This is a genomic window from Lentzea sp. NPDC051838 (assembly GCF_040681245.1).
GTDB lineage: Bacteria > Actinomycetota > Actinomycetes > Mycobacteriales > Pseudonocardiaceae > Lentzea.
The window spans coordinates 1-25,383 of the sequence record NZ_JBFAYI010000013.1; the positions used below are offsets into that span (position 1 = coordinate 1).

Consider the following 25,383-nt stretch of genomic DNA (forward strand, 5'->3'; position numbering starts at 1 on the left):
AGTCGACACGCTTTTCGTCGACTTGACCCAACCCCTCGGCTGTGGCTCGCTCCGGTGCGACTCGTGACGGGGCCCGCCGGACCGCACCACCTACGAAACAGCAAGCCGCCCAAACCAACAGGCGTGCCATCAACCCGCAGACGGCGCTGGCCCCCTGATCAGATTGGCGGGGTTTGGGGCAGAGCTCCCAAGGGGAAGCACGCAACAGGAACGCGCCCATCGCAAGGCGACCACCCGCAAGGAACGCGTACGGAACAGGACCCGCCCTAAGCAACTGGGGAACGCTACGGACCCACGCTGCCGCAGGCGTCCCCCCGCCAGGAGAACCCCTACAACTCAACCTACTCAGCAGGTCCGACAAGATCAGAGAACAGCCCGAACCGCCTCACTAACAGGCGTCTCACCGTTCGTCAGCTCCAACGTCTTGCCAACAGTCGCCGGCGCGTCGAGCAACTCCGCCAACACAGCCGCGACATCAGCCCGAGTAACCGAAGCCCGAGGCAACCGAGGCGCGGCAACAGTCACCAACCCAGTAGGCGGGTCGTTGACCAACGGCCCAGGCCGCAAGATCGTCCAATCGAGATCACGCGACCGAAGATCCTCCTCGGCAAGCTTCTTCGCCTTGAGGTAAACCGCGAACTCCGGATCCACGGACGGCGAGTCAGCAGCCTCAATCCCAACCGTGGAAACCTGAACGAACCGCCGCACCCCAGCCACCTCAGCAGCAGAAGCGAAGAGCGCGGCGGCTCCGAAGTCCACGGTGTCCTTGCGGGCGGAACCAGACCCCGCCCCAGCACCGGCCGCGAACACAGCGGCATCAGCACCGTTCAAATACTCCGCGACCGAGTCCACGTCCGCGGACTCCAGGTCGCACAACACCGGAACAGCTCCGGCGTCGGACACATCAGCGAAATGATCAGGGTTTCGGACCAGTGCGGTGACCGCGTCTCCACGGGTGGCCAGCAGCTGCTCGAGAAGCAGCGCGATCTGCCCGTGTCCGCCGGCAATGACTACTCGCATGGCCCCGACGGTAGATCAGGAAGCGGTGGCGAGCACCTGCTCGTAGACCAGCTCGTTGACCCAGCGCGTGATGGCGGTGTCCTCGGCGGGCACGTTCTCCTGGCGACCGGAGACGTCGACCGAGAGGTCCTTGTCGTCGTCGGCCAGCAGCACCGAGACGCCGTAGCGGCGGACGCGGGGCAGGCAGTTCGACAGGTAGTCGTGCGAGAAGGCGACCGACTCGGGCAGGACCACTGCGGCGTTGCCGTAGCGGGAGAAGGGGACGGCGGAGGCCAGAGCGGTCCTCCAGTGGCGGGCGACGGCCAGGACGCCGACGATGCGGACGGCGGCCGGCGGGACGCGGCCTTCCATCTCCGGCCACACCCACGTGGAGACGGTGGTCTTGTCGGCCTCGGGGCCCGCACCCACGCACACGCGCTCGGCGTGGGCGTCGGCGAGCAGTTCGGCCACGACGACGACCTTGCGGCCCATCAGGACCATCTCGGGGAGGACGACGCCGTGCCAGCCGAGTCGGATCGCCGCGGCGGCTGCCAGCTCCTCGACAGAGCCTGGCAGTTCCGGAACGGGGAGCGCGGTGGTCGACAGTCCCTGCGCGCTGCCGAGCGCCGCGATCCTTGCTGGGGTGCTGCTCACGCCAGTGCCTCCTCGTCACCCGCGGCGGGCGATCCGCCGCGATTCGACTCGTGCTCTGCATAAGGCTTAGCAGTAAGCGCGCGGCCCTTCTCCAGGTCGCGGAGCCTGTTGCGATCGACGGCGCCGACCGGTCGGTGACCGGTCGAAGAGTGGCGCGGGGAGTTCGGTCCTACGGTGCTGCCGTCTGGGTGACGTTAATCCGGATGGACGCACGAAAAGACCTGCTCAGAGTGGGTCCACCACGCGTGGCGACAAAACGGCGGTGAGCGGCGCCGGTCACCGTCCGTCGACCGTTCACCGCGCCAGAACGACCACCTACATGATGATCACGGTCTTGCCGGGCCCGTGACCTGCGAAAACATCGCCGGCATCGCGCAACGGCAGGCGGCGGGCGATCGGCACCGAAAGGTCTCCCGCCTGCACCATCGACGCGAGCCGGACGAGCGTTTCGCGCGACCCCTTCATGCCGAAGTTCTGCGCCTTGTCCGCGGAGACGTAGTTGGTGTTGAAGGCCAACGGCGCGTAGCGCGCGTTCGACTCGAACGTCGAACGGTCGGTGCTCACGAGGTCGATCAGCGCGTCGGCTTCGACGAGGGAGTCGCCACGTTCGATCGGGATGACCCGCTTGCCGGCCGCCCGCGCGATCTGCACGGCGAACGACCCGACACCGCCGTGGGGTCCGATGATCAGGACGGATTCCGCGGATCCCAGCCGTTCGACCAACTGAAGTGCTGTCATACCCGCGGTCGGCAATGCGGCGGCAACTGCGGGATCGAGGTCTTCCGGCAACGGCGCCAACGCGTTCCCGGCCGGAACTGTGACGTACTCGGCGTACGTTCCGCGACCGACGGGATGGTGGAAGAAGGTGCCGAAAATCCTCTCTCCGGAACCAACTACCTCACCCGCACCATCAGTTCCGGGAACCAACGGGAACACGTGCTCGGCAGAACCGCGAAGCATCCCGTTCAGAACTTTGCGGTCGAACGGGTTCACACTCGCCGCGAACAACCGCACCTTCAACTCGTTCGGGCCCGCTTCAGGCTCCGCAAGCTCCACGAGTTCGAGCTGTGCGCCGAAATCCGGTGCGCCTATCGCCCACATGCCGACCCCCGAACGAGTGACAGACATCACCTGTTGGATCAAGGAATCCGATACTGCCGATCAACGAAAGAACCCCCCTCGCGATTCCGCGAGAGGGGTTCCATCTGTCTTTCGATGGGCAAGGGGGGAGTTGAACCCCCACGTCCTTTCGGACACACGGACCTGAACCGTGCGCGTCTGCCATTCCGCCACTTGCCCCTGGAGACGTTGGGAACACTAGCACGCGTCCAAACCAGGTTCCTAATCGCCCCCTGTAGGCCTGGTCGTACCCGGATACGATCGGTACAGGAGCCCGACCGAGTGGAAGGAGTCGACGTGGGCCTGCAACGTTTCGAACGCAAGCTCGAGGGTCTGGTCGGCAACACCTTCGCGCGCGTGTTCGGCGGCAACGTGGTGCCCCAAGAGGTGGCACAGGCGCTGCAACGGGAGGGTGACAGCAACATCCGCGAACTCGCGGGTGGCAGACTGCTAGCCCCCAACCACTTCACCGTGCTACTCGGACCGCAGGACCACGAACGTCTTGCGGGCGATGAGCAGGATGAACTACGCATCACCCAGCTACTCGCAGAGGGCCTGCGGGAGCACCTGGCCGAGTCCGGATGGGATACCTATGGTGACGTCGTAGTCTCCCTGGAGCGCTCCGAGGCGCTGCACACCGGACAGTTCCGAACCAGCTCGTCCGTCGACCCCGACGTGAAAGCGGGCAGCCGACGGTCAGCACAACCTCGCACCGCAGGAGACCGACCCATGAGCCAGCCACCCGGCTACGGACAAGGACAGGGCCAGCCCGCCCAGGACCCTTATGGTCAGGGCGGCTACGGCCAGCAGGGCTACGACCAGCAGCAGCAGGGCTACGGCCAGCAGCAGGGTTATGGCCAGCAGGGTTACGACCAGGGCTACGGCCAGCAACAGGGCTACGACCAGGGCTACGGCCAGCAGGGCGGCGGCTACGGCGGCGGCCAGCAGGGCTATGACCAGGGTTATGGCCAGCAGCAGGGCTACGACCAGGGTTACGGCGGCGGCCAGCAAGGCGGCGGCGGCTACGACCAGGGCTACGGCCAGCAGCAGGGTTACGGCCAGCAGGGCTACGACCAGGGGTACGGGCAGCAGCAGGGCGGCGGCTACGACCAGGGTTACGGCCAGCAGGGCGGCGGTTATGACCAGGGTTACGGCCAGCAGCAGGGCTACGGCCAGCAGGGCGGCTACGACCAGGGCTACAACCAGGGCGGATACGCGCCTCCGGCCACCCAGGGTGCCAACCGCCAGCTGAACGCGACGCTGCACCTCGACGACGGATCCAACCGGACGTACAACCTCAAGCAGGGTGGAAACGTCGTAGGACGTGGGCAGGAAGCCGACTTCCGCCTCCCGGACACCGGAGTCTCCAGGCGGCACCTGGAAATTTCGTGGGACGGGCAGAATGCGATGCTCGCTGATCTCGGTTCGACCAACGGCACCACGGTGAACGGCACGCCAGTGCAGACTTGGCAGCTCGCGGAGGGCGACGTCGTCCGCATCGGCCACTCGTCACTGGTCTTCCGCACCGCTGGCTAGTGGTCGACACGGGCGTCGGTAAGCAACTCAAGGCAGGAGCGGTTACAACCGGTGCCAGAGCTGGTGATGCAGCTGACCAGAGCGGGCTTTCTCGTGCTCCTCTGGCTCTTTGTGCTGGCCGCCCTACGTGTGGTCCGCTCTGATCTCTACGCAGCCTCAGGGCTCCGGGCGTCAGGTCTGCCCGGATTCCGGAGGTCCGAGAAGTCGGCGAGGGGAAGCAAGGCGCCTCGGCAACTCGTGGTCACCCACGGGGCGCTGACCGGCACCCGCATCTCGCTCGACGGCAGGCCGATCCTGATCGGCCGCGCTGACGACTCCACTCTCGTCCTGGACGACGACTTCGCGTCGACCAGGCACGCGAGGCTGTCCATGCGCGGTACCGACTGGTACGTGGAGGACCTCGGTTCCACGAACGGCACCTACCTAGACCGAGCCAAGGTCACCGCTCCCCTGCGAGTACCTCTCGGCACCCCGATCCGCATTGGCAAAACGGTGATCGAGCTGCGCTCATGACCTTGGTTCTTCGATACGCGGCCCGCAGCGACAGGGGCCTGGTTCGTTCCAACAACCAGGACTCCGTGTACGCGGGCCCCCGCCTGCTCGCAGTCGCCGACGGCATGGGTGGACATGCCGCCGGTGAAGTCGCGAGCAAGGTGGTCATCGCCTCGCTGGCCCACGTCGACGACGACGAGCCGGGCGACGACCTCCTCGGCAAGCTCCGCGACGCGGTCGCGGCCGGCAACGGCGCCATCTCCGAGCTCGTGACGAGCGACCCGGACCTGGAGGGCATGGGCACCACGCTCACGGCCATCCTGTTCGCGGGCAACCGCCTCGGGCTCGTGCACATCGGCGACTCGCGCGCGTACCTGCTCCGAGAGGGCATGTTCGCGCAGATCACGCACGACGACACGTTCGTCCAGTCGTTGATCGACGAGGGCCGGATCACGCCGGACGAGGCCGCCACGCACCCGCAGCGCTCGTTGCTGCTGCGCGCGCTGACCGGCCACGACTTCGAGCCCAGCCTCACCGTGCGGGAAGCCCGGTCCGGTGACCGGTTCCTGCTCTGCTCGGACGGCCTGTCCGGTGTGGTGAGCCTGGAGACGCTCGACGAGGCGATCCGCATCCCCGACCCGCAGGCCTGCGCGGACCGGATGATCGAGCTCGCGCTCAAGGGCGGCGGCCCCGACAACGTCACGGTGATCGTGGCGGACGTCGAGGACGTCGACTTCGGCGACGACTACCCGATCGTCGGTGGCGCGGCCGGGGACGGCAGCGAGGAGCACAACACTCCCGCCGACTCCCCCGCGTCCCGTGCGAGCGCGCTCACGCAGCAGCGCCCGCCGATGCCGCAGCGCATGGAGGCACCGCCGCCACCGCCACAGGACCCGAAGCGCAAGAAGCGCAACGCCATCAAGGCGTTCGTGATCATCTTCGTGCTGCTCCTGCTGACCGGTGTCGTCGCGGTCGGCGGCAAGCTGTGGCTCAACACCCAGTACTACGTCGGCGCCACCGAGGACGGCCAGGTCGCGATCTTCCGCGGTCTCAACGGCACCGTTCTCGGCTTCAAGCTGTCGTCCAAGGTCGAGGACTCGTGTCCGCCCGGATCGACGGGCTGCACCCCGATCACGCTGAAGGACCTGCAGGAAGGTGGTCGCAAGACCATCACCGCGGGCATCCGCAGCGACAACGGGATCGACGGCGCGCGCGCTGCCGTGCGGTTGCTGCGCACGGAGCACCTGCTGCCGTTGTGCAAGGACACGTCGTCGACGTCGAGCACTACGACGACGACCACGCCGCCGAGCAGCACGTCGGGCACGAGCACCCCGCCGGCGAACGGTTCGCCGAACCCGGACACCGGGGTCACCGAGCCGTCGCCCACCCCGACCGGGCAGAAGGTCGGCGTGGAATGCCGGGAGGGTCCGTAGTTGATGGGCTCGTCCGTCCCCGTCGGGGAAGGTTCACCAGGCGCGTCGGTGGCGACGAGCACGTCGCCGGGACTGCGAGCGCCGACTCGGCGCGGCACCGAGCTGGTGATGCTCGCGTTCGCGGCGGGAATCGTGACGCTGGCGCTGATCCTGGTCGAACTCAACCAGGAGCGGTCGCTCAGCCTGAGGATTCTCTGGCTCGGTCTCGCGTACCTCGGGCTCTTCGCCTGTGCCCACCTCGCCGTGCGCAGGTGGGCGCCCTACGCCGACCCGGCGATCCTGCCGTGCGTCGCGTTGCTCAACGGCCTCGGTCTGGTGGTCATCCACCGGATCGACCTCGCGCTCGAAGGCGTCCCGTTCCCGGACGGCTCGGTGTGGGACCCGGTGGCGTTCAAGCAGGTCATCTGGACCGGAATCGGGTTGCTGCTGTTCGCGGCGACGCTGAAGTTCCTCTCCGACCACCGCACGCTGGCGCGGTTCGGCTACACGTTCGGCCTCGTCGGGCTGGTCGCCCTGATGCTGCCCGGTGTGCTGCCCGGCTTCATCGCGCCGGAGATCAACGGCGCGAAGATCTGGCTGCGCATCGGCCCGCTGTCGATCCAGCCGGGTGAGTTCGCCAAGGTTCTGCTGATGGTCTTCTTCGCCGCGTTCCTGGTGTCGAAGCGGGACCTCTTCACGACGGCGGGCCGCCGGTTCCTCGGCATGGACCTGCCCCGCGCGCGTGACCTCGGCCCGCTGTTCGCGGCCTGGGGCGTCGCGGTCGCGGTCATGGTGCTGCAGAAGGACCTCGGCTCCTCGCTGCTGTTCTTCGGCATCGTGCTGGTGCTGCTCTACGTCGCCACCGAACGCGCGGCGTGGGTCGTGCTCGGCATCGGCCTGTTCTCCGGTGGCGCGGTCATCGCGTGGAAGCTCTTCACGCACGTCCAGCAGCGCGTGGCCAACTGGCAGGACCCGATCGGCCGCTACGACATCCTCGGCGGCGGGTACCAGATCTCGCAGTCGCTCTTCGGGCTCGCGACCGGCGGCATCGGTGGTGCCGGGCTCGGCGCCGGCCGGCCGGAGATGATCCCCGAGGCGAACACCGACTTCATCACCGCCGTGATCGGCGAGGAGCTCGGGTTCGTCGGCCTCGCCGCGGTCATCCTGATCTACATGGTCCTCGCGCTGCGCGGCCTGCGCGGCGCCATCTCGGTGCGCGACAGCTTCGGCAAACTGCTGGGCGGCGGTCTCGCGTTCGCGCTCTGCTTCCAGGTGTTCATCATCATCGGCGGTGTCACCAAGCTGATCCCGATGACGGGTATCACCGCACCGTTCCTGTCCTACGGCGGTTCGTCACTGCTCGCGAACTACATCCTGGTCGCGTTGCTACTGCGAATTTCTGCCGCGGCGAGGGCCCCGCAGAGGGCTCCCAAGCCGAAACCGCAACAACCGGCTATCGCCGACCAGCACACTGTGATGGTGGAGCGTCCCAAATGAACACACCGCTCCGCCGTGTCGGCATGGCAATGATGGTGATGATCGTGCTGCTCCTGGGCAATGCGACCTGGGTCCAGGTGATCAACGCCGACGAGTGGCGCAAGAACCCGTACAACAAGCGCGTGCTGCTCGACGAGTACGCCCGCAAGCGCGGTCTGATCACGGTCGCGGACGGCACGGTGATCGCGGACGTCAAGGAGACGACGGACCGTCTCCGGTACCTGCGCACCTACACCGCGGGTCCCGCGTACGCCCAGGTGACCGGCTACCTGTCCGTCACCTACGGCACGTCGGGCATGGAGCGCGCCGAGAACGACCTGCTCAACGGCTCGGACGACCGGCTGTTCGCCCGCCGCGTCTCCGCGTTGATCACCGGCCGCGACCCGGTGGGCGGCAACGTCCAGCTCACGCTCGACTCGAAGGTGCAGCAGGTCGCCTACGACCAGCTGACCTCGAAGGGCTTCACCGGCTCCGTCGTCGCGATGAAGCCGAGCACCGGCGAGATCCTCGCGATGGTGAGCACGCCGTCCTACGACCCGAACCGGCTCGCGAGCCACGACGGTGAAGAGCAGCAGGCGGCCTGGAAAGAGCTGACCGCCAAGGACAACGGCAACCCGCTGATCAACCGCGCGACGCAGGGGCTCTACCCGCCCGGCTCGACGTACAAGGTCATCGTCGCGGCCGCCGCGCTCGCCGACGGCAAGAACAAGGACAGCCAGTACACGTCCAAGGGCTCGATCATCCTGCCCGGCACGGCCTCCGCGGCGTTCCCGAACTTCAACGGAATCCCCTGCGGCCCCGGTGACACGGTGTCGATGGAGACCGCGCTCGCGAAGTCGTGCAACACGGCGTTCGGCGAGATGGCGGCGCAGGTCGGCAAGTCGAAGCTGAACGCGCAGTCGGACAAGTTCGGCTTCAACGACAACGACCTCAACGTGCCGCTGGCGGTCGAGACGTCGACCCTGGGCGCGATCCCGGACGAGGCTGCGCTGTACCAGAGCGGCATCGGCCAGCGCGACGTCCGCGTGACGCCGCTGCAGAACGCGATGGTCGCGGCGACGATCGCCAACGGCGGCAAGCGGATGCACCCGTACCTGGTGTCGAAGGCGCTGGGTCCGGACCTGAAGCCGATCGACGAGACCAAGCCCGACGAGATCAACACCGCGATGAGCTCGGCGAACGCGGCCGTGCTGCGCGACATGATGATCCAGTCGGAGATCAACACCGGCGGCGAGGGCCGTCTGTCGAACATCCAGGTGGCGTCGAAGACCGGTACCGCCGAGGTCGGTGGTACCCAGCAGCAGACCCAGCCGCCGCACGCCTGGTACATCGCCTTCGCGCCGGCGCAGAAGCCGGAGATCGCGATCGCGGTGATCGTGGAGAACGGTGGCGACCGCGGTCTGGGTGCCACCGGCGGCAAGGTCGCCGCACCGATCGGGCGCGCCGTGATGAACGCGTACCTGGCGGGTCGCTGATGCTCACCACGGGCCAGCTCCTCGCCGACCGCTACCGCCTCACCAGGCGGATCGCGGTCGGTGGCATGGGCGAGGTCTGGGAAGGCGCCGACGAGCGGCTCGACCGGCGAGTGGCCGTGAAGGTCCTCAAGGCCGAGCTCTCCGGCGATCCCGAGTTCCTGCACCGCTTCCGCACCGAGGCGCGGATGACGGCGTCGCTCAACCACCCCGGCATCGCGTCGGTGCACGACTACGGCGAGACCGCGTCCGTCACCGACGGACCGGAGGACACGGCGTACCTCGTGATGGAGCTCGTCGAGGGCGAACCGCTCGCGACGATCATCTCGCGCGGCCGGCTGACCGCCGAGGTGACGCTCGATCTGCTGGAGCAGACCGGAAACGCGTTGCAGGCCGCCCACGAACGCGGGCTCGTGCACCGGGACGTGAAGCCGGGCAACATCATGGTCACGCCGTCGGGGAAGGTGAAGATCACCGACTTCGGCATCGCGAAGGCCGTGGACGCGGCACCCGTGACGCGGTCCGGCATGGTCATGGGAACCGCGCACTACATCGCGCCAGAGCAGGCTCTTGGCGGAGAGGCCGAACCGGCGAGCGACGTTTACTCGTTGGCAGTGTGTGGCTACGAATGCCTTGCGGGACACCGGCCGTTCCTGTCGGACAACGCGGTGACCGTCGCGATGATGCACATCCGCGACATCGCGCCGCCGTTGCCGCCGGACGTGCCGCCGGGTGCGCGGGCGCTGATCGAGGCGACGCTGGTGAAGGACCCGCGGCAGCGCTACCGGACGGGTGGCGAGTTCGCCGCCGCCGTGAGCGCGGTGCGGGTGGGTCAGCCGCTGCCGACGCCGTCCGGGTTCACGATGCCGCAGATGGTGCCGGTGCCCCAGAACGTGCCACCGCAGATGGCTCCCCAGGTACCTCCGCAGATGGTGGTTCCGCCGCCTCCGCCACCTCCCCAGGTGTCGCAGCCGCTGCCGGTTCCGCCGCAGATGCAGCACCATCCGACAGGACCGGGACGTCCCGGAACCCATCCCGCGATGCAACCGGCGCACCAGACCGGAACCTTCGCACCGATGCAGCCACCACCGGGGAGAAACCGGACCGTGGTCTGGGTTATGGTCGCTTTCCTGGTGACCGTGCTGCTGGTGCTCGGCGTGGTCGTCCTGTGGAAGTTCGTCGTGAAGCCGAACGACGGCAACGGGCAAGGTGGCCGAACAACGACCTCCAGCTCAGTGACCCCGAACGACTCCGCAGATCGGATTCCGGGCAACGCGCTGAAGCAGCTCGACGAGGACGACTACATCGGTCGTTCCGGCGAAGAGGTCAGGACAGACCTGATCGACCACGGCTTGGAGCCCAGGGTGCAGAGCCCGCAGGGCACAGCGCCGGGCGACCTGAAGAAGTGCCGGGTCACCGCCATAGCGCCGACAGGCGCGGTGGCGGCCGGCTCGCAGGTGAAGGTGACGTGCGCGCCATGAGCAAGACCAGAACCGAGTTGGGAACACCGTCGACGAGGAGCGGGACGAAGCACCGATGAGCACTCCGCGACTGCTCTCAAACCGCTACGAACTGGGTGAGACCCTCGGCTACGGCGGCATGTCCGAGGTCCACAAGGGGCGGGACGTCCGTCTCGGCAGAGACGTGGCGATCAAGGTGCTGCGCGCTGACCTCGCCCGCGACACCCAGTTCCAGGAACGCTTCCGGCGCGAGGCGCAGAACTCGGCCGCCCTGAACCACCCGGCCATCGTCGCCGTCTACGACACCGGCGAGACGCAGACCGAGTACGGCCCGCTGCCGTACATCGTCATGGAGTTCGTCGACGGCCGGACGCTGCGCGACATCGTGAAGACGCAGGGCCCGCTGTCGGGCAAGCGCGCGATGGAGGTCATGGCCGACGTCTCGGCCGCGCTCGACTTCAGCCACCGGCACGGCATCGTCCACCGCGACGTGAAGCCCGCGAACGTGATGATCACGAAGTCCGGCGCCGTGAAGGTGATGGACTTCGGCATCGCCCGTGCGATACACGACGGCCAGGCCGCGGTCACCCAGACCGCCGCGGTGATCGGCACCGCCCAGTACCTCTCGCCGGAGCAGGCGCGCGGTGAGTCCGTCGACGCCCGTTCCGACGTCTACGCGGCCGGTTGTGTGCTGTTCGAGCTGCTGACCGGCGAGCCGCCGTTCACCGGTGACTCCCCCGTCGCGGTCGCGTACCAGCACGTGCGGGAGGACCCGAAGGCGCCGTCGCAGCTGAACCCGAAGGTGTCGCCGCAGCTCGACGCGATCGTGCTGAAGGCGATGTCCAAGGGCCCGGCGAACCGCTACCAGTCGGCCGCCGAGATGCGTGCGGACCTGGTGCGCGTGCTCTCGGGTCAGCGTCCGTCCGCGCCGGCCGTGATGACGGCCGAGGATCGCACCGCCGTGATGAACGAGCAGGCGCGCACCCCTCGCACGCAGGTGATGTCCGGCGGCGGCAGGCACCGTCCCGCGGCGTTGAAGTCGGAGCCGGACGACGACTACGACCCGATCGCCGACGAGGAAGAAGAGCGGCGCGCCAAGCGCAAGAAGGCCATCATGATCACGTTGGTGGTGATCCTGTGCGTGGCCGTGCTCGGCCTCGCCGCGTGGATCACCAACAACATCATGAACACCGGCAGCACGACCAACGACAAGGTCTCGGTTCCGTCGCTCACCGGCCGCAGCCCGTTGGAGGCCAAGGAGCTGGTCACGAAGGCCGGCCTCGTGCCGCAGCTGCAGGACCTCGCCTGCGAGCCGGGTGCGAACGGCGCGGCGGCCCCGTGCACGTCGGACCAGATCAACAAGGTCGTCCGCAACGACCCGCCGGACGGCACGCAGGTGGCCAAGGGCACGCAGGTCACGATCTACGTCGGCCAGCCGCCCGGCGAGGCGACCGTGCCGGACCTCAAGGGCAAGACGCCCCAGGAGGCTCAGGCGATCGCCGACAAGGAGGGCTTCAAGCTCGTTCAGGCCTCCGAGTCGATCGAGGTCGACGACACCAAGCTGCAGGGCAAGGTGGCGACGCAGAACCCGGAGGCCGGCCTGAAGCTGAAGAAGGGCGGCACGATCAACTTCCAGCTCGGCAAGGCACCGGAGAAGCAGAACGTGCCGAACGTCGTGGGAGATGACGAGGACGACGCCCGTCAGACGCTGCAGGGCTCGGGCTTCAAGGTCAACGTGCGCCAGGTAGACAGCGCGAAGCCGGAGGGTCAGGTCGTCGCGCAGAACCCGGCCGGCAACAGCAAGGCGGCCAAGGACACGATCATCACGCTGGACGTCTCGCGCGGCAACCAGATCGAGATGCCCGACCTGACCGGCCTGACCGAGAAGCAGGCGGGGGACAAGCTGAAGTCGCTGGGCTGGAACGGCAACCTCAACGTCGACCAGCAGCAGGTCAGCAACCCGTCCCAGGACAAGTCCGTGATCTCGCAGAACCCCGGCAAGGGTCAGGCGATCACCAAGGGCGCCACGGTGACGATCGTCGTGGGCAAGTTCGGGATCGTGACCACTTAAGCAGTGGAAAGCGCAAGGGGCGGCTTCCGTGCGGAAGCCGCCCCTTTTGCTTGGTACCGCTTACTGGCGAGCAGCCGCGGCGAGCGTGCGCATGCCGTTCTCGAGCTGCGCGACCGTCGCCTCCGGAACCTCGAAGCCGCAGACCCTGAGCCAGTTGGCGAGCATCCGGTGGCCGCCGTCGGTCAGCACCGACTCGGGGTGGAACTGCACACCCTCGACCGGAAGTTCCTTGTGGCGCATGGCCATCACGATGCCGGTCTCGGTCTTGCCGGTGACCTCGAACTCCGCGGGGATCGTCTCCGGCAGCACCGTCAGCGAGTGGTAGCGCGTGGCGATGAACGGCTTCGGAACGCCGTCGAGCACACCCTTGCCCTCGTGGAAGACGATGCTCGTCTTGCCGTGCAGGAGTTCTGGCGCGCGGTCGACCGTGCCGCCCCACACCACGCCGATGGCCTGATGGCCGAGGCACACGCCGAAGACCGGCTTACCGGTGTCGGCACACGTCTTGATGACGTCGATGCTGGAACCCGCGCGCTCCGGCGTACCGGGGCCGGGGCTCACGAGCACGCCGTCGACGTTCTTGATCTCGTCGAGGTCCACCTCGTCGTTGCGCCGCACGACGCACTCGGCCCCGAGCTGGGCGAGGTACTGGACGAGGTTGTAGACGAAGCTGTCGTAGTTGTCGACCACGAGCACGCGCATGCACGAAGCCTAGTCGGTCGAGTCGAGTGAGTTAGCTCTCGTCTGGACAGAGGTAAGGCTACCCTAAAATAGGTGTCATGAGTTCCTTGCGCGTCGCCGTAGTCGGTGCCGGCCCTGCCGGTGTGTACGCGGCCGACATCCTGACCAAGTCCGACGTCGACGTGCAGATCGACCTCTTCGAGAAGCTGCCGGCGCCCTACGGCCTCGTCCGCTACGGCGTCGCGCCCGACCACCCCCGCATCAAGGGGATCGTGGGCGCGTTGCAGAAGGTGCTCGACAAACCGTCCGTCCGCTTCTTCGGCAACGTCGAGTACGGCGTCGACATCAAGCTCGACGACCTGCGCTCGTTCTACGACGCGGTCATCTTCTCGACGGGTGCTTCTTGTGACCGCCCGCTCGACATCCCCGGCATCGACCTGCCCGGCAGCTACGGCGCCGCGGACTTCGTGTCCTGGTACGACGGCCACCCGGACGTCCCCCGCACCTGGCCGCTCGAAGCACGGTCCGTCGCGGTACTCGGCGTCGGCAACGTGGCTCTGGACGTGGCGCGCATCCTGGCGAAGACCGCGGACGAGCTGCTGGTGACCGAGATTCCCCAGAACGTCTACGAGGGCTTGGCCGGTTCGCCGGTCACCGACGTGCACGTGTTCGGCCGCCGCGGCCCTGCCCAGGCGAAGTTCACGCCGATGGAGCTCCGCGAGCTCGACCACTCGCCGAACGTCGAGGTGATCGTCCACGCCGAGGGCATCGAGTTCGACGAGGCGTCGATGGCCGCGATCCGTTCGGACAAGCAGGTCTCCATGATCGTGAAGACCCTGCAGGAATGGGCGATCCGCGACGTCGGCTCCCGCCCGCGCCGCCTGCACCTGCACTTCCTGGAAGCGCCGGTCGAGGTGCTCGGTTCCGACCGTGTCGCAGGCCTGCGCACCGAAACCCAGGAGCTGACCGGCGACGGCAACGTCCGAGGCACCGGCGTCTTCACCGACTGGGACGTCCAGGCCGTCTACCGCGCCGTCGGCTACCTCTCGACGCACCTGGCCGACATCCCGTTCGACCACGTCTCGGGCACCATCCCGCACCTCGCCGGCCGCGTGCTGGACCTGGACGAGGTGCCGATCCCCGGCGTCTACACCACCGGCTGGATCAAGCGCGGCCCGATCGGCCTCATCGGCCACACCAAGGGCGACGCGCTGGAGACCATCACCAGCCTGCTGGACGACGCCGCGTCGCTCCCCCGCTGCACGTCGCCCGCCCCGGACTCGGTGGTCGAGTTCCTCTCGCAGCGCGGCGTGCCGTTCGTGACCAACGAGGGCTGGGGCCGGCTCGACCTGCACGAAGCTGCGTTGGGTGCCGCGCAGGGACGTGAGCGCGTGAAGGTCGTCTCGCGCGAGGAGATGACCACGATCTCGAACGGCTGACGCCGTTCCCTGATGAAGCCGCCAACGTGTGTGGGCACGGTGGCGGCTTCACTTATTCGATCGCTCTCGCACGGACACTTGTCCCGTGAGCCCCGAACTGACCGACATGGTGCTGCGACTCAACGTGGCCCTCGCCGACCACGCGGTCGAGCCCGACCAGGCGGTGTGGCTCGCGTGCGACCTGCTGGTCGCGGGCGTCGACACCCCCGCACTGCGCGAGCTCGCGGGAGAATCGCCGACCCGTCTGGCAACGGGCGACGCCACCGCGCTGGTGAAGCAGGTGCTGGTCGAGCTCGGCAGCACGCTGATGACCGAGGAAGAAGCCGACTGGTTCATCGGCCGCGAAGCCGCCCGCAAAATCCTGGACGGGCGGCCGCCGTCCGAGTGGACCGACGCCACCTGGCGCATCAACATCAGGATGAGTGAGGACGCAGACGACATCTACGTCGCGTTCGCGCTGTTCGACACGAATCCGGAGCCGTACTTCCGCTACGTCCGCGAGTACGTGCGACTCGCGGACGAGCAGCTCACTGCGTGGTGACGTTGTTGAACGGCAGCTTCGGCTCCGCCCACGGGAACACGACGAACATCAGCAGCGCGATGATGCCCGCGGTCAGCACGACGGCCTCGACGATCCGCAGATACAGCGGGCCCGGCAGGTGCCGCCAGATCCAGCCGTACATCAGCCCTCCGTCATCTCTGGCGGCACGAAGCCGTCGGCCACCGGGTAGCTCTTGGTCTCGATGGCGTGCACGATCAGGCGCTGCTTGTCGGAGAACCGGGGGTGGCAGGTCGTCAGGGTGAGCAGGCGGGCCTGCTTGTCGGCCGGGACGGTGGTGTTCACCTGGTGCGGGATCGGGGCGATGACCTCGCCCTGGGTCGGCACCACGATCTCCTGGCCCACGGTCTTGGCGTAGGCGTCGCCGAGCGTGGTGGACAGCGGGGCGACGCCGGTGCAGGCCGCTTCCTTCGAGCGAGCGTTGGCAGCCCAGCCGGCGACCTCGCTGCTCATCGGGAGCACCCGGTAGACGAACCACTGGGTCTGGGTCTGCACGACGATGGCGTTGCAGGACTGGAGCAGGTCGAGGTCGTTGAACGGCGCGCCCTTGCCGACGCGGTGGCCGGCGATGGCGAAGTTGCCGGCCTCGCCCGGCTGCGCGGTGTCCTTGTAGTGGCCGGGGCCGATCTCGAGGTGCTTGTCGGTGGTGCCCTCGACGACCGAGAACTTCCAGTCGTTGCCGAAGACCGGGATGTACATCTTCGCGAAGGCCTTGCCCTCGACCAGCGACACCTTGTTCTGGCGGTTCGGGTCGGACGGGGGCGGCGCCACGACGTTCGAGCTCCACTCGGAGTCGAGCGCGGCGGTGGCGTCTGCCTGCTTCTCCGCGGAGAGCAGGTCCGTCACGTAGACCTCGTAGACGACGAACAGCAGCACGACCAGGCCCATCGTGATGAGGCCTTCGCCAACACCGCGGACGGCTTTGCGCGCGAAGCTCTCCGGCGGCAGTTCGGGCTTGGCCTCCGGCTCGTCGCCGTAGTAGTCGTCGTCTTCGTCGTAGTACTCGTCGTCGTAATCGTCCTCGACGCGCGGGATCACCTCGGTGGGCGGATCGACCGGGCGGGGACGACGCGGTGGCATTGCGCGTGGGGGCTGGCCCTGCATTGGCGCGCCTTGTGGCGGCATTCCGCGCGGCGGTGTTCCTGGAGGCGGCGTCGGGCCTGCGGGAGGCGGTCCCTGAGGCGGGCCAGGGCGGCGCGGTGGAGCACCGGACGGCGGCAGGCTGCCGGAGAAAGCGCTGGTGAACTGGGTCGCCTCCGGCGGAGGCAACGGGCGTGGCGACGGGGTGGCCCGCACGTGATGCAGGTCGTCACGACGGGGTGCAGGACGCCTAGGAGGCGGCTGCGGCGGTCCCGAGTTCACGTGAGTACCTCCGCGCGGACTGTGAACTGAAAACAACTGCGTCTGCCAGGTGGTTCGCTGACCACCTCCGCTACGTTAACGTGTTCCCCGAGTAGTGCACGTAAACTTGCGTCACTGAGGGATATCCACGTCAGGCGAGGACAGCATGCCCAAGTCCAAGGTCCGGAAGAAGGCGGCCTACACCGCACCGACTGACCGCCGCACGCCGGTCAAGGTCAAGGCAGCGGGACCGTCTCACCCGGTCTACGTCGTCATCATGCTCGGCTTCATGCTGCTGGGCCTCGCATGGCTGGTCGTCAACTACATCGCGGCCGAGAAGATCCCGTTCATGCTCGAGCTGGGCGCGTGGAACTTCGCCATCGGCTTCGCGCTGATGATCATCGGCCTGCTGATGACGATGCGCTGGCGCTAGAGCGCACCAGCCACTCGCAGCCTGCGGCTGCTCACTGTTCGTCGAGGTCGGCCCGGACGTCACACGTCCGGGCCGACCTTTGTCATCTCCAGGTTCACCTGGTTCATCCGAGCGTCACCGAAGCACACGGCTGTAAGTCATCCCCATTGGGGACAAGTCCTGTGGACAACTTTGCGAGAAAATGCACAAGCGCGAGTTTTCCCTCATGCGAAGACGTTCAGCTGTCCACATTCAATGCGGGACACTCGACGGTGTGACTCGCACCTGGTCCACTCCCGCCCCGGTCGTCGCCGGCGCGTGGGTGCTCGCCCTCCTGCTCGCGTTCGCCACGATCATCACGAGCGACAACGCGGGCCGTCTTCTCGTCGGACTGGCAACGCTGCTGGTCACGTACCTCGCGGCGTTCGCGACGATCGCCAGGCCGCGGCTCTCCGCGGACGTCGACGGCCTCGCCGTGCGCGGGTTCGCCAACACCACGCACCTGCCGTGGCACGAGGTGAAGGTCAAGCTGCAGACCACCCGCCGGCTCGGCAGGGAACAGCAGACATTGGAACTCGACGCCGACGACCGTCTCGTGGTGCTCACGAAACTGGACCTCGGCGCCGATCCGGAAGAAGTCGCAGGCGTCCTGCACGCACTGCGCCCTTAATTCACCGGCAGGTCCTCGCGATCTCGAGGATGACCTCCGCGTCGGTGTCGAGCTGAGCCGCGCGCAGAGCGAACATGACGCCCAGCAACACCAGGGCGGCCACCACGGCACCGATTTGGTAGAGGTTGCGGCCCTGCCGGGGCGCACGCACCATCGCGAGCGTCAGCAGCCCGCCGATCACGAACCCGCCGAGGTGCCCGAGCAGCGAGGCGTTGGTGAAGAGGTTCGACACCAGGTTGATGCCGACGACCACGACGATCGTCGAGATGTCCCGCTTCTGCCGCTTGAACACGATCAGCAGCGCACCCATCAGGCCGAACACCGCGCCGGACGCACCGGCGAGCTGCTGGCAGACGGTGCCGAAGTAGAACGCCGCCGCACTGCCGCCGAGCAACGACAGGAAGTACACGGCGGTGTACCGCAGCTTGCCCAGCTCCTGCTCGACGATGGGCCCCACCACGAAGAGCGCGGCCATGTTGAGCGCGAGGTGGATCAGGCCGAAGTGCATGAAGCCCGACGTGACGATCCGCCACCACTCGCCGTTGGCCACGGCCTCGGGGAACAGCGACGTGGCGGTGAACAGTCCCGCGCGGGAGTTGTTCATCGGGCTGCCGGACTGCACGACCGTGACCACGTAGGCGAGGACGTTGAGCGCGATCATCACCTGCGTGACGATCGGCCCGCGGTTCGAGAGCACCGCGCCCGCCGACGTGCGGGTCTGGCGCACCGAACGAGCACCGTCCTTCACGCAGTCCACGCACTGCATGCCGACCGAGGCGTCGCGCAGACAGTCCGGGCACGCCGGACGGTCGCACCTGGTACAGCGCAGCCGGGTGGGCCGATCGGAATGACGTGCGCAGACCGGGGTTTCCGGCTCCGCTCCGATCGGCCCGTCCGGTGGCACGGGTGCGTTGCTCACGCGCGTTCGATCGTGATCCGCTCGATCTTGATGTCGTTGACCGGACGGTCGCCCGCACCGGTCGTGGTGTTGCCGATCGCGTCGACGACGTCGCGCGACTCCTGGTCCGCGACCTCACCGAAGATCGTGTGCTTGAAGTTCAGCCACGTCGTCGGCGCCACAGTGACGAAGAACTGCGAGCCGTTGGTGTTGGGCCCGGCGTTCGCCATCGCGAGGATGTACGGCTTGTTGAACTGCAGTTCCGAGTGGAACTCGTCCGCGAAGCGGTAGCCGGGGCCACCGCGGCCGGTGCCGGTCGGGTCGCCGGTCTGGAGCATGAAGCCGGCGATGACGCGGTGGAACAGGGTGCCGTCGTAGAACGGGCCCGAGTTCTCACCCTTGGCATTCGCCTCGGTGTAGTTCTTCGTGCCCTCGGCGAGCCCGACGAAGTTCGCCACCGTCTTGGGGGCGTGGTCGGGGAGAAGGTTGATGCGGATGTCGCCCTGCGTGGTGTGCAGGGTCGCCGTCACCTTGGTCCCGACGAAGGATTCGTTGCTGTCAGCCACCACCCCATCGTGCCATCTACGGCGGTGATGTTCAGAAAGGGGCACGATGGGTACTCAAAGACATAACCGGACGACAAACGGGTGGAGCACAGGATGGACGAGGTGGACGTCATGACCCGCGCCGGCGAGTCCGTTGGCAAGGCTGTCGGCACCGGTCTGAAGGCCGCGCGTCAGGGTGTCGTTCGCGCTGGTCACGCCGCTGAGGTCAAGCTCGCGGAGCGCGGCATCACGACGGACCAGGTGCGCGGCGCGCTCGTGGAGCGGGCCGACACGCTCATGGGGAAGGCGGAGGACTGGGAGAAGCAGACCCGCCGCTCCCGCAAGCGCCTCGCGAAGAAGAGCGCGAAGACGCGCGCCGATCTCATGAGCAAGGCCGAAGAAGTGCGCAAGGAAGTTCGAAAGGCCGCCAAGCACGCGCGCAAGGACGCCAAGTCGCGCGCCAAGGAGATCCGCAAGGCCGCGGCGAGCATGGGTGCCGGCGCACCGAAGCGCCGCCGCTGGCCGTGGGTGATGGGTCTGCTGCTCGCGGCCGCGGTGGCCGGCTACATCGCGTTGACGCGCAGGCCGGAGGAGATCCACCTGCAGGACGACGAGGAGCAGGCCCCGTTGCCGGAGCCCGTCCTCAACGGGCAGGTGCCCACGCCGAAAGAACCTGTGAAGTAGTCAGAGCTTCAGGTTCGTGATCGCGGTCTCCGCGATGCGACGAGCCTTGATCGACTGCTTCTGGTTGCTCGTCACGACCACAGCGGCGTCGTTCTTCGCCACGGCGTAGACGACGCCGCTGTCGTTGCTCACGTACCCTCCGGTCCACCCGGCGGGCGAACTCGCGGGCTGTGAACCGTCCGGCGCCGCCTCGTTCACGATCTTCTTGGCGATCCGCTCGTCGCCCACGTACACGCGCACGGTCAGCTGGATCTCGGTCGCGTTGGCGTAGAAGAAGCACGCCGGGTGCGGCTGATCCGTTGACAGTTTCACCTTGGGCACGCGCTGACCGTTCGCCTCGGCCACGAAGGCCGTCGCCAGGTAGGGGCACGTGCCGTCCGCCGCGGGCTGGGGCGCGGGCGGCACTGTCGGAGCCGCGCTGGTCGTGGTGGTGACCTGTGTGGTCTGGGGTGCCGGCACGGGGTTGCTCTGGACGACATCGGTGCCGCACGCGGCGAGAACGCCGAGCAGGGGCAGCAACAGTGCTCGTTTCATAGGGGCAACAGTCAACCAGATGCTCCGCGGCGCATTACCGGCACACTGAAATTGGTCCATACCTTTTGTGCCCTGCCTCTGCCCCGCGACACGGAAGGACCCTGCCCATGGAGTTCCTCGAGCACCGACGAGAGCACGCCCTCGCGCTCTTCCGCATCGTCATCGGCCTCTTCTTCGTGATCCACGGGGTGCAGAAGCTGATGAAGGGAACCGACCTGCTGTCCTGGCCGGGTGGTCCGATGAGTCTCATCGAGCTCATCGGTGGCGGCCTCATCCTGATCGGCCTGTGGACGCGCTGGGCCGCACTGCTCAGCTCCGGCGCCATGGCCTACGCCTACTTCGTCGTGCACCAGCCACGCGGCCTGCTGCCCATCCAGAACGGCGGCGAGCTCGCCGCCGTCTACTCGTGGGCATTCCTGCTGCTGGCGTTCACGGGTGCTGGCGCGTGGAGCATCGACGCGCTTCGCAAGGCATCGAAGAAGTCGCTCGCCAACGCCTGACGCAAGAAACACCGGAGCCCTGTTCGCGACGGCGGCGAACAGGGCTCCGGCACCTCAAAACCTGACCCGCGATGAGGGGAAGCGCCGAGCGGGCTGGGGGTCCGGGGGCTTGCCCCCGGCGTGGGGTCTGGGGGCTCGGCCCCCAGAAAACACTTCGGGCCGAGGAGGTCTGCGCTTTTCGCAGACACTCCTCGGCCCGAGGAACGAATGGAGACGAGGGGAATCGAACCCCTAACCCCCGCCTTGCAAAGGCGGTGCTCTGCCAATTGAGCTACGTCCCCAAGCCGGGGCGACCAGCGCCCCGCAGGATCAGTCGGTGGGAGCGGTGGCCTCGCGCCACAGGTCCGCGTCGGCCTTGGCCGAACGGCTGCGCTTCACGAAGAACAGGACCGCACCGGCAACCACGACGAGTGCGATGATCTTCTTAGCCACTCTGAACCCCTCCAAAGACTGTTATGCCCCGACCTACCGGACCAGCCTACAGGCTTTTCAGGTCTTCAGCCGGGGCTCTGAAACCTCAGTTCCAGACAGAAACGATGATGATTCGAGAGAGTTCGAATCGAGTGGGCCTAGGAGGACTTGAACCTCCGACCTCTTCATTATCAGTGAAGCGCTCTAACCGCCTGAGCTATAGGCCCTCGATCAACTGTCACCCCTTGGGGCGACGAGGAGAACCTTACAGGATCGTCCTTCGCCGCCCCAAATCGGGGGTCACTCACGCTCGGAGAGCGTCAACTCCAAGCCACCGGCCAGATCCGCGGACACGTTGTAGACGAACGCGCCCACGGTCGCGAGCGCCGTGAACAGCACGATGTTGACCGCGCCGATGATCGCCGAGACGCCGAACACGCGGCCGGCGCTGATCAGCGGCTCGCCCGGCTCGTTGGCCTGGAGGAGGTCGTTCGCGGTGCTGTTGATCTTGTCCCAGACACCCATGCCGTGCAGCACGCCGTAGAGCACGCCGACCGCCACGAGCCAGACGAAGAACAACGCGACGCCCAGCACCAGGGCGAGCTTGAGCACCGACCACGGGTCGACGCGCTTCACCTGCAGCGAGGCGCGACGCGGGCCGCGGCCGGGGCGGCGGGCCGACGGGGTGGCGGCGGCAGGACGAGCGCCGGCGCCCATGTTCACCGACGTGCGGCTGCTGCCCAGGCCCACCGGCACGGCCGAGCCCGTGACCACGGGCTTCTGCACCTTGACGGTGTCCGGGTCGGTCATCGGGAAGGCCGGCGCGGACTCAGCCGCGGACGGGACGGGCGGCGCGGCCGGGGCCACGTACGCCTGGGTCGCGTCTTGAGCTGCTTCCGTGTCGTTCGTCACGCGCTGCCAGGGCGGCGGTGCGGCGACCACGACCGGCTCCTCGACGACCGCGGCCACCGGAACGACCGGCTCGGCGGCGGGTGCGGGAGCCGGTGCCGGCGTGGCGGCGGGCGCTGCCGGAGCAGGCGCGGGCGTCGCAACCGGAGCCGGAGCAGGCGCGGGCGTCGGGGCCGGAGTCGCGGCGGGAGCCGGAGCAGGCGTCGCGGCCGGTGCGGGCGTTTCAAGCGCGACGGTCTTCTGTTCCACGGCAGCGGGAGCCTCGGGAGCCGCGACGGGCTTGGTGGCTTCCGCCGCCTTCTCCGCCGACACAGGCTTGGTCTTGTCCTGCGCGTTCCCACCCGAGGAACCGGAGGCCGCCGGCGCGGCCGAGTCCGCCTTCTCCGCAGCTTTCTGGGGAGTCGGCTTGGTGATCACCGCGGTCTTGTCCGCGTCCCGACCTTCGCGGTTCTCGGGTGGAGTCACGAGCTGTCCTTAGCCTCTCGCTAGCAAAGTCCGACTACTCGGCCGAGTCGGTGGGGGTGGCTGCCTGGTCGGCGCCAGAGTCCACAACAGAGTCCTCCGCGGCAGACGTCTCACCGTTAGTGACGTCGCTGGGCTCGTCCGCGTTGCGTGCGACAGCGATCAAAGTGGTGCTTTCGCCGAGGTTCATCAGCCGCACCCCCTTCGTCTGCCGTCCAGCCTTGCGCACCTGCTCGGCTCGGGTCCTGATGACCCCGCCGCTCGAGGTGATGGCGTAGAGCTCGTCGTCGACGTCGACGATGAGCGCTCCGACCAGCCTGCCACGTCGGCGGTCGTGCTGAATCGTCAGCACACCCTTGCCGCCGCGGCCCTGGACCGGGTAGTCCTCGATCGGCGTTCGCTTCGAGTACCCACCGTCCGTCGCGACCAAAACGAACAGGCCTTCCTGCACGACACCGACCGACAGCAGCTCGTCGTCGGCGTTGAAGCGCATGCCCTGGACGCCTGACGTGGCACGACCCATCGGGCGCAGCACGTCGTCGGTCGCGTGGAAGCGGATCGACTGGCCGTCGGCGGACACCATCAGCAGGTCGTCGTCGGCCGAGCACAGCACCGCGCCGACCAGTTCGTCGTCCTCGCGCAGGTTGATGCCGATAAGACCACCCGATCGGTTGGAATCGAAGTCGGAGAGCTTCGACTTCTTGACCAGGCCCTTGCGGGTGGCGAGCACGAGGTACGGCGAGACCTCGTAGTTCTTGATCTGGATGACCTGCGCGATCTCCTCCTCCGGCTGAAACGCCAGGAGGTTCGCGACGTGCTGACCACGCGCGTTGCGGTTCGCCTCGGGCAGCTCGTACGCCTTCGTGCGGTACACGCGGCCCTTGTTCGTGAAGAACAGGATCCAGTCGTGCGTCGAGCACACGAAGAAGTGGGCGACGATGTCGTCCTGCTTGAGCTGAGCGCCCTGCACGCCCTTGCCGCCGCGCTTCTGCGCCCGGTAGAGGTCGGTCTTGGTGCGCTTCGCGTAGCCGGTGCGGGTGATCGTGACGACCACGTCCTCGACCGCGATCAGGTCCTCCATGGACACGTCGCCGTCGAACGGGATGATCTTCGTCCGGCGGTCGTCGCCGAACTTGTCCACGATCGCCGTGAGCTCGTCGCGCACGATCTTGCGCTGCCGCTCCGGCTTTTCGAGGATGTCCTTGAGGTCCGCGATCTCCAGCTCGATCTCGGCCAACTGGTCGATGATCTTCTGGCGCTCCAGGGCGGCCAGGCGGCGGAGCTGCATCTCCAGGATCGCGTTGGCCTGGATCTCGTCGACGGCGAGGAGCTCCATCAGGCCCGTGCGCGCGATGTCCGGCGTCTCGGACCGGCGGATCAACGCGATCACCTCGTCGAGGTGGTCGAGCGCCTTCACCAAGCCGCGCAAGATGTGCGCGCGCTCTTCGGCCTTGCGCAACCGGAACTTCGTGCGCCGGACGATGACCTCGATCTGGTGCTTCACGTAGTGGCGGATCATCTGGTCGATCCGCAGCGTGCGCGGCACGCCGTCGACCAGCGCCAGCATGTTGACGCCGAACGAGTACTGCAGCTGGGTGTGCTTGTAGAGGTTGTTCAGCACGACCTTCGCCACCGCGTCGCGCTTCAGGGTGAAGACGATGCGCATGCCGATGCGGCGGTTGGACTCGTCCGCGATGTTCGCGATGCCGGTCAGCTTGCCGTCGCGCACCAGACCGGCGATGTTCTCGACCAGGTTGTCGGGGTTCACCTGGTACGGCAGCTCGGTGACGACCAGGATCGTGCGGCCCTTGGAGTCCTCGTCCACCTCGATGACCGCGCGCATCCGGACCGAGCCGCGACCGGTGCGGTACGCGTCCTCGATGCCGGACGTGCCGAGGATCTGGCCGTACGTCGGGAAGTCCGGACCCTTGATCCTGGCGATCATCGCCTCGAGGGTCTCCTCGTCGGAGGCCTCGTGGTTGTCCAGCGCCCAGACGACACCTTCCGCGACCTCGCGGAGGTTGTGCGGCGGGATGTTGGTCGCCATGCCGACCGCGATGCCGGAGCTGCCGTTGATCAGCAGGTTCGGGATGCGCGACGGGAGAACCGTCGGCTCCTGGATGCGACCGTCGTAGTTGTCGCGGAACTCGACGGTGTCTTCCTCGATGTCCTGCAGCATGTGCATGGCCAACGGGGAGAGCCGGCATTCCGTGTACCGCATGGCGGCGGCGGGGTCGTTGCCGACGGAGCCGAAGTTGCCCTGGCCGTCGATCAACGGGTAGCGCAGCGCCCACGGCTGGGCGAGACGCACCAACGCGTCGTAGATCGCCGAGTCACCGTGGGGGTGGTAGTTGCCCATCACGTCGCCGACGACGCGCGCGCACTTGTTGTAGCCGCGGTCGGGGCGGAAACCGGAGTCGAACATCGAGTACAGCACCCGGACGTGCACGGGCTTGAGCCCGTCGCGAACGTCCGGCAACGCGCGTCCGACGATCACGGACATCGCGTAGTTGATGTACGAGTTCTGCATCTCCTGCTGGATCTCGACCGGCTCGATGCGGTCGTGGTCCGGGGGCAGAGTCGTCTCGGTCACTGTTCTCTTTCCTTACTCGCCAGAAACGCCAGG

24 protein-coding genes, 3 tRNA genes and 1 pseudogene are annotated in these 25,383 nt (G+C 67.5%); 13 read left to right on the forward strand and 15 right to left on the reverse strand.

The annotated features are described in order from the left end of the window. Positions 1–363: 363 nt before the first annotated feature. From AB0M24_RS25865 to AB0M24_RS25880, 4 genes are all read right to left on the reverse strand, one after another. Positions 364–1,020 (reverse strand): NAD(P)H-binding protein, encoded by a 657-nt coding sequence (locus AB0M24_RS25865; protein WP_363772847.1) that lies wholly within the window; start codon positions 1,018–1,020, stop codon positions 364–366. Positions 1,021–1,035: 15 nt separating this feature from the next. After that, positions 1,036–1,653: a hypothetical protein gene (locus tag AB0M24_RS25870; protein ID WP_363772850.1), complete on the reverse strand. Its 618-nt coding sequence runs from the start codon at positions 1,651–1,653 to the stop codon at positions 1,036–1,038. A gap of 315 nt (positions 1,654–1,968) precedes the next feature. Next, the gene (locus tag AB0M24_RS25875) at positions 1,969–2,781 is read right to left on the reverse strand and encodes an NADP-dependent oxidoreductase (protein WP_363772853.1); all 813 of its coding nucleotides are present in this window, start codon (positions 2,779–2,781) and stop codon (positions 1,969–1,971) included. Positions 2,782–2,869: 88 nt separating this feature from the next. Next, positions 2,870–2,952, reverse strand: a tRNA-Leu gene (locus AB0M24_RS25880). A 117-nt stretch (positions 2,953–3,069) separates the two neighbouring features. On the opposite strand from AB0M24_RS25880, the gene AB0M24_RS25885 reads away from it, so the two are divergent. From AB0M24_RS25885 to pknB, 7 genes are read left to right on the forward strand one after another with little or no spacing between them, the layout of a single operon-like run. Further along, positions 3,070–4,308 carry a DUF3662 and FHA domain-containing protein gene (locus tag AB0M24_RS25885; RefSeq protein WP_363772856.1) on the forward strand — a complete coding sequence of 413 codons (1,239 nt, stop codon included), beginning with the start codon at positions 3,070–3,072 and terminating at the stop codon, positions 4,306–4,308. A gap of 51 nt (positions 4,309–4,359) precedes the next feature. Continuing rightward, positions 4,360–4,821, forward strand: coding sequence for an FHA domain-containing protein (locus AB0M24_RS25890; RefSeq protein WP_030465595.1), 462 nt, complete (start codon positions 4,360–4,362; stop codon positions 4,819–4,821). Continuing rightward, entirely contained in the window at positions 4,818–6,233 is a 1,416-nt protein-coding gene (locus AB0M24_RS25895) for a PP2C family serine/threonine-protein phosphatase (protein WP_363772860.1), read from the forward strand. Before AB0M24_RS25890 ends, AB0M24_RS25895 begins: the two co-directional genes overlap by 4 nt. A gap of 3 nt (positions 6,234–6,236) precedes the next feature. Beyond that, positions 6,237–7,709: an FtsW/RodA/SpoVE family cell cycle protein gene (locus tag AB0M24_RS25900; RefSeq protein WP_363772863.1), complete on the forward strand. Its 1,473-nt coding sequence runs from the start codon at positions 6,237–6,239 to the stop codon at positions 7,707–7,709. Next, positions 7,706–9,184, forward strand: a complete 1,479-nt coding sequence (locus tag AB0M24_RS25905; protein WP_363772866.1) for a penicillin-binding protein 2 — start codon at positions 7,706–7,708, stop codon at positions 9,182–9,184. Before AB0M24_RS25900 ends, AB0M24_RS25905 begins: the two co-directional genes overlap by 4 nt. Beyond that, positions 9,184–10,662 carry a serine/threonine-protein kinase gene (locus AB0M24_RS25910; RefSeq protein ID WP_363772869.1) on the forward strand — a complete coding sequence of 493 codons (1,479 nt, stop codon included), beginning with the start codon at positions 9,184–9,186 and terminating at the stop codon, positions 10,660–10,662. The genes AB0M24_RS25905 and AB0M24_RS25910 overlap by 1 nt, the downstream gene beginning before the upstream one ends. A 55-nt stretch (positions 10,663–10,717) precedes the next feature. Then, positions 10,718–12,712 (forward strand): Stk1 family PASTA domain-containing Ser/Thr kinase, encoded by a 1,995-nt coding sequence (gene pknB, locus AB0M24_RS25915; RefSeq protein ID WP_363772872.1) that lies wholly within the window; start codon positions 10,718–10,720, stop codon positions 12,710–12,712. A gap of 60 nt (positions 12,713–12,772) precedes the next feature. On the opposite strand, the gene AB0M24_RS25920 is transcribed toward pknB, so the two are convergent. Further along, complete coding sequence (locus tag AB0M24_RS25920; RefSeq protein ID WP_363772875.1) at positions 12,773–13,414, reverse strand: aminodeoxychorismate/anthranilate synthase component II; 642 nt, start codon at positions 13,412–13,414, stop codon at positions 12,773–12,775. A 77-nt stretch (positions 13,415–13,491) separates the two neighbouring features. Between AB0M24_RS25920 and AB0M24_RS25925 the strand changes: the two genes are divergently transcribed. Continuing rightward, positions 13,492–14,832 carry an FAD-dependent oxidoreductase gene (locus AB0M24_RS25925; protein WP_363772878.1) on the forward strand — a complete coding sequence of 447 codons (1,341 nt, stop codon included), beginning with the start codon at positions 13,492–13,494 and terminating at the stop codon, positions 14,830–14,832. 85 nt (positions 14,833–14,917) lie between these two features. Beyond that, on the forward strand, positions 14,918–15,373 hold the full coding sequence (locus AB0M24_RS25930) for a hypothetical protein (protein ID WP_363772881.1): 456 nt from the start codon (positions 14,918–14,920) through the stop codon (positions 15,371–15,373). On the opposite strand, the gene AB0M24_RS25935 is transcribed toward AB0M24_RS25930, so the two are convergent. Together AB0M24_RS25935 and AB0M24_RS25940 are read right to left on the reverse strand one after the other, a co-directional pair. After that, positions 15,360–15,515 (reverse strand): hypothetical protein, encoded by a 156-nt coding sequence (locus AB0M24_RS25935; RefSeq protein WP_363772884.1) that lies wholly within the window; start codon positions 15,513–15,515, stop codon positions 15,360–15,362. The genes AB0M24_RS25930 and AB0M24_RS25935 overlap by 14 nt on opposite strands. Beyond that, on the reverse strand, positions 15,515–16,471 hold the full coding sequence (locus AB0M24_RS25940; protein ID WP_363772887.1) for a class E sortase: 957 nt from the start codon (positions 16,469–16,471) through the stop codon (positions 15,515–15,517). The genes AB0M24_RS25935 and AB0M24_RS25940 overlap by 1 nt, the downstream gene beginning before the upstream one ends. A gap of 427 nt (positions 16,472–16,898) precedes the next feature. Here AB0M24_RS25940 and crgA point away from each other — a divergent pair, with 427 nt between their 5' ends. Then, the gene (crgA, locus tag AB0M24_RS25945; protein WP_363772890.1) at positions 16,899–17,165 is read left to right on the forward strand and encodes a cell division protein CrgA; all 267 of its coding nucleotides are present in this window, start codon (positions 16,899–16,901) and stop codon (positions 17,163–17,165) included. A 253-nt stretch (positions 17,166–17,418) separates the two neighbouring features. Next, positions 17,419–17,814 (forward strand): PH domain-containing protein, encoded by a 396-nt coding sequence (locus AB0M24_RS25950; RefSeq protein ID WP_363772893.1) that lies wholly within the window; start codon positions 17,419–17,421, stop codon positions 17,812–17,814. Position 17,815: 1 nt separating this feature from the next. Here the strand turns inward: AB0M24_RS25950 and AB0M24_RS25955 are convergent, their stop codons facing one another. After that, a complete protein-coding gene (locus tag AB0M24_RS25955; protein ID WP_363772896.1) occupies positions 17,816–18,733 on the reverse strand; it encodes a rhomboid family intramembrane serine protease in 918 nt (305 codons plus the stop codon). Continuing rightward, positions 18,730–19,278, reverse strand: coding sequence for a peptidylprolyl isomerase (locus AB0M24_RS25960; RefSeq protein WP_363772899.1), 549 nt, complete (start codon positions 19,276–19,278; stop codon positions 18,730–18,732). Before AB0M24_RS25960 ends, AB0M24_RS25955 begins: the two co-directional genes overlap by 4 nt. 93 nt (positions 19,279–19,371) lie before the next feature. On the opposite strand from AB0M24_RS25960, the gene AB0M24_RS25965 reads away from it, so the two are divergent. Continuing rightward, the gene (locus AB0M24_RS25965; RefSeq protein ID WP_363772902.1) at positions 19,372–19,941 is read left to right on the forward strand and encodes a hypothetical protein; all 570 of its coding nucleotides are present in this window, start codon (positions 19,372–19,374) and stop codon (positions 19,939–19,941) included. Here the strand turns inward: AB0M24_RS25965 and AB0M24_RS25970 are convergent, their stop codons facing one another. Next, positions 19,942–20,475 carry a DUF2020 domain-containing protein gene (locus AB0M24_RS25970; RefSeq protein WP_363772905.1) on the reverse strand — a complete coding sequence of 178 codons (534 nt, stop codon included), beginning with the start codon at positions 20,473–20,475 and terminating at the stop codon, positions 19,942–19,944. It abuts the gene before it with no gap. 107 nt (positions 20,476–20,582) lie between these two features. On the opposite strand from AB0M24_RS25970, the gene AB0M24_RS25975 reads away from it, so the two are divergent. Next, positions 20,583–20,975, forward strand: a complete 393-nt coding sequence (locus AB0M24_RS25975) for a DoxX family protein (protein ID WP_363772908.1) — start codon at positions 20,583–20,585, stop codon at positions 20,973–20,975. Positions 20,976–21,183: 208 nt separating this feature from the next. Here AB0M24_RS25975 and AB0M24_RS25980 read toward each other — a convergent pair. From AB0M24_RS25980 to gyrA, 5 genes and pseudogenes are all read right to left on the reverse strand, one after another. Next, a tRNA-Ala gene (locus tag AB0M24_RS25980) sits at positions 21,184–21,256 on the reverse strand. Positions 21,257–21,287: 31 nt separating this feature from the next. After that, positions 21,288–21,407: pseudogene (locus AB0M24_RS25985) on the reverse strand (DLW-39 family protein); the annotation flags it as partial. 132 nt (positions 21,408–21,539) lie between these two features. After that, positions 21,540–21,613 (reverse strand) — tRNA-Ile (locus tag AB0M24_RS25990). Positions 21,614–21,686: 73 nt separating this feature from the next. Continuing rightward, a complete protein-coding gene (locus AB0M24_RS25995) occupies positions 21,687–22,355 on the reverse strand; it encodes a DUF3566 domain-containing protein (RefSeq protein ID WP_363773420.1) in 669 nt (222 codons plus the stop codon). A 439-nt stretch (positions 22,356–22,794) separates the two neighbouring features. Further along, on the reverse strand, positions 22,795–25,350 hold the full coding sequence (gene gyrA / locus AB0M24_RS26000) for a DNA gyrase subunit A (protein ID WP_363772911.1): 2,556 nt from the start codon (positions 25,348–25,350) through the stop codon (positions 22,795–22,797). Positions 25,351–25,383: the final 33 nt, after the last annotated feature.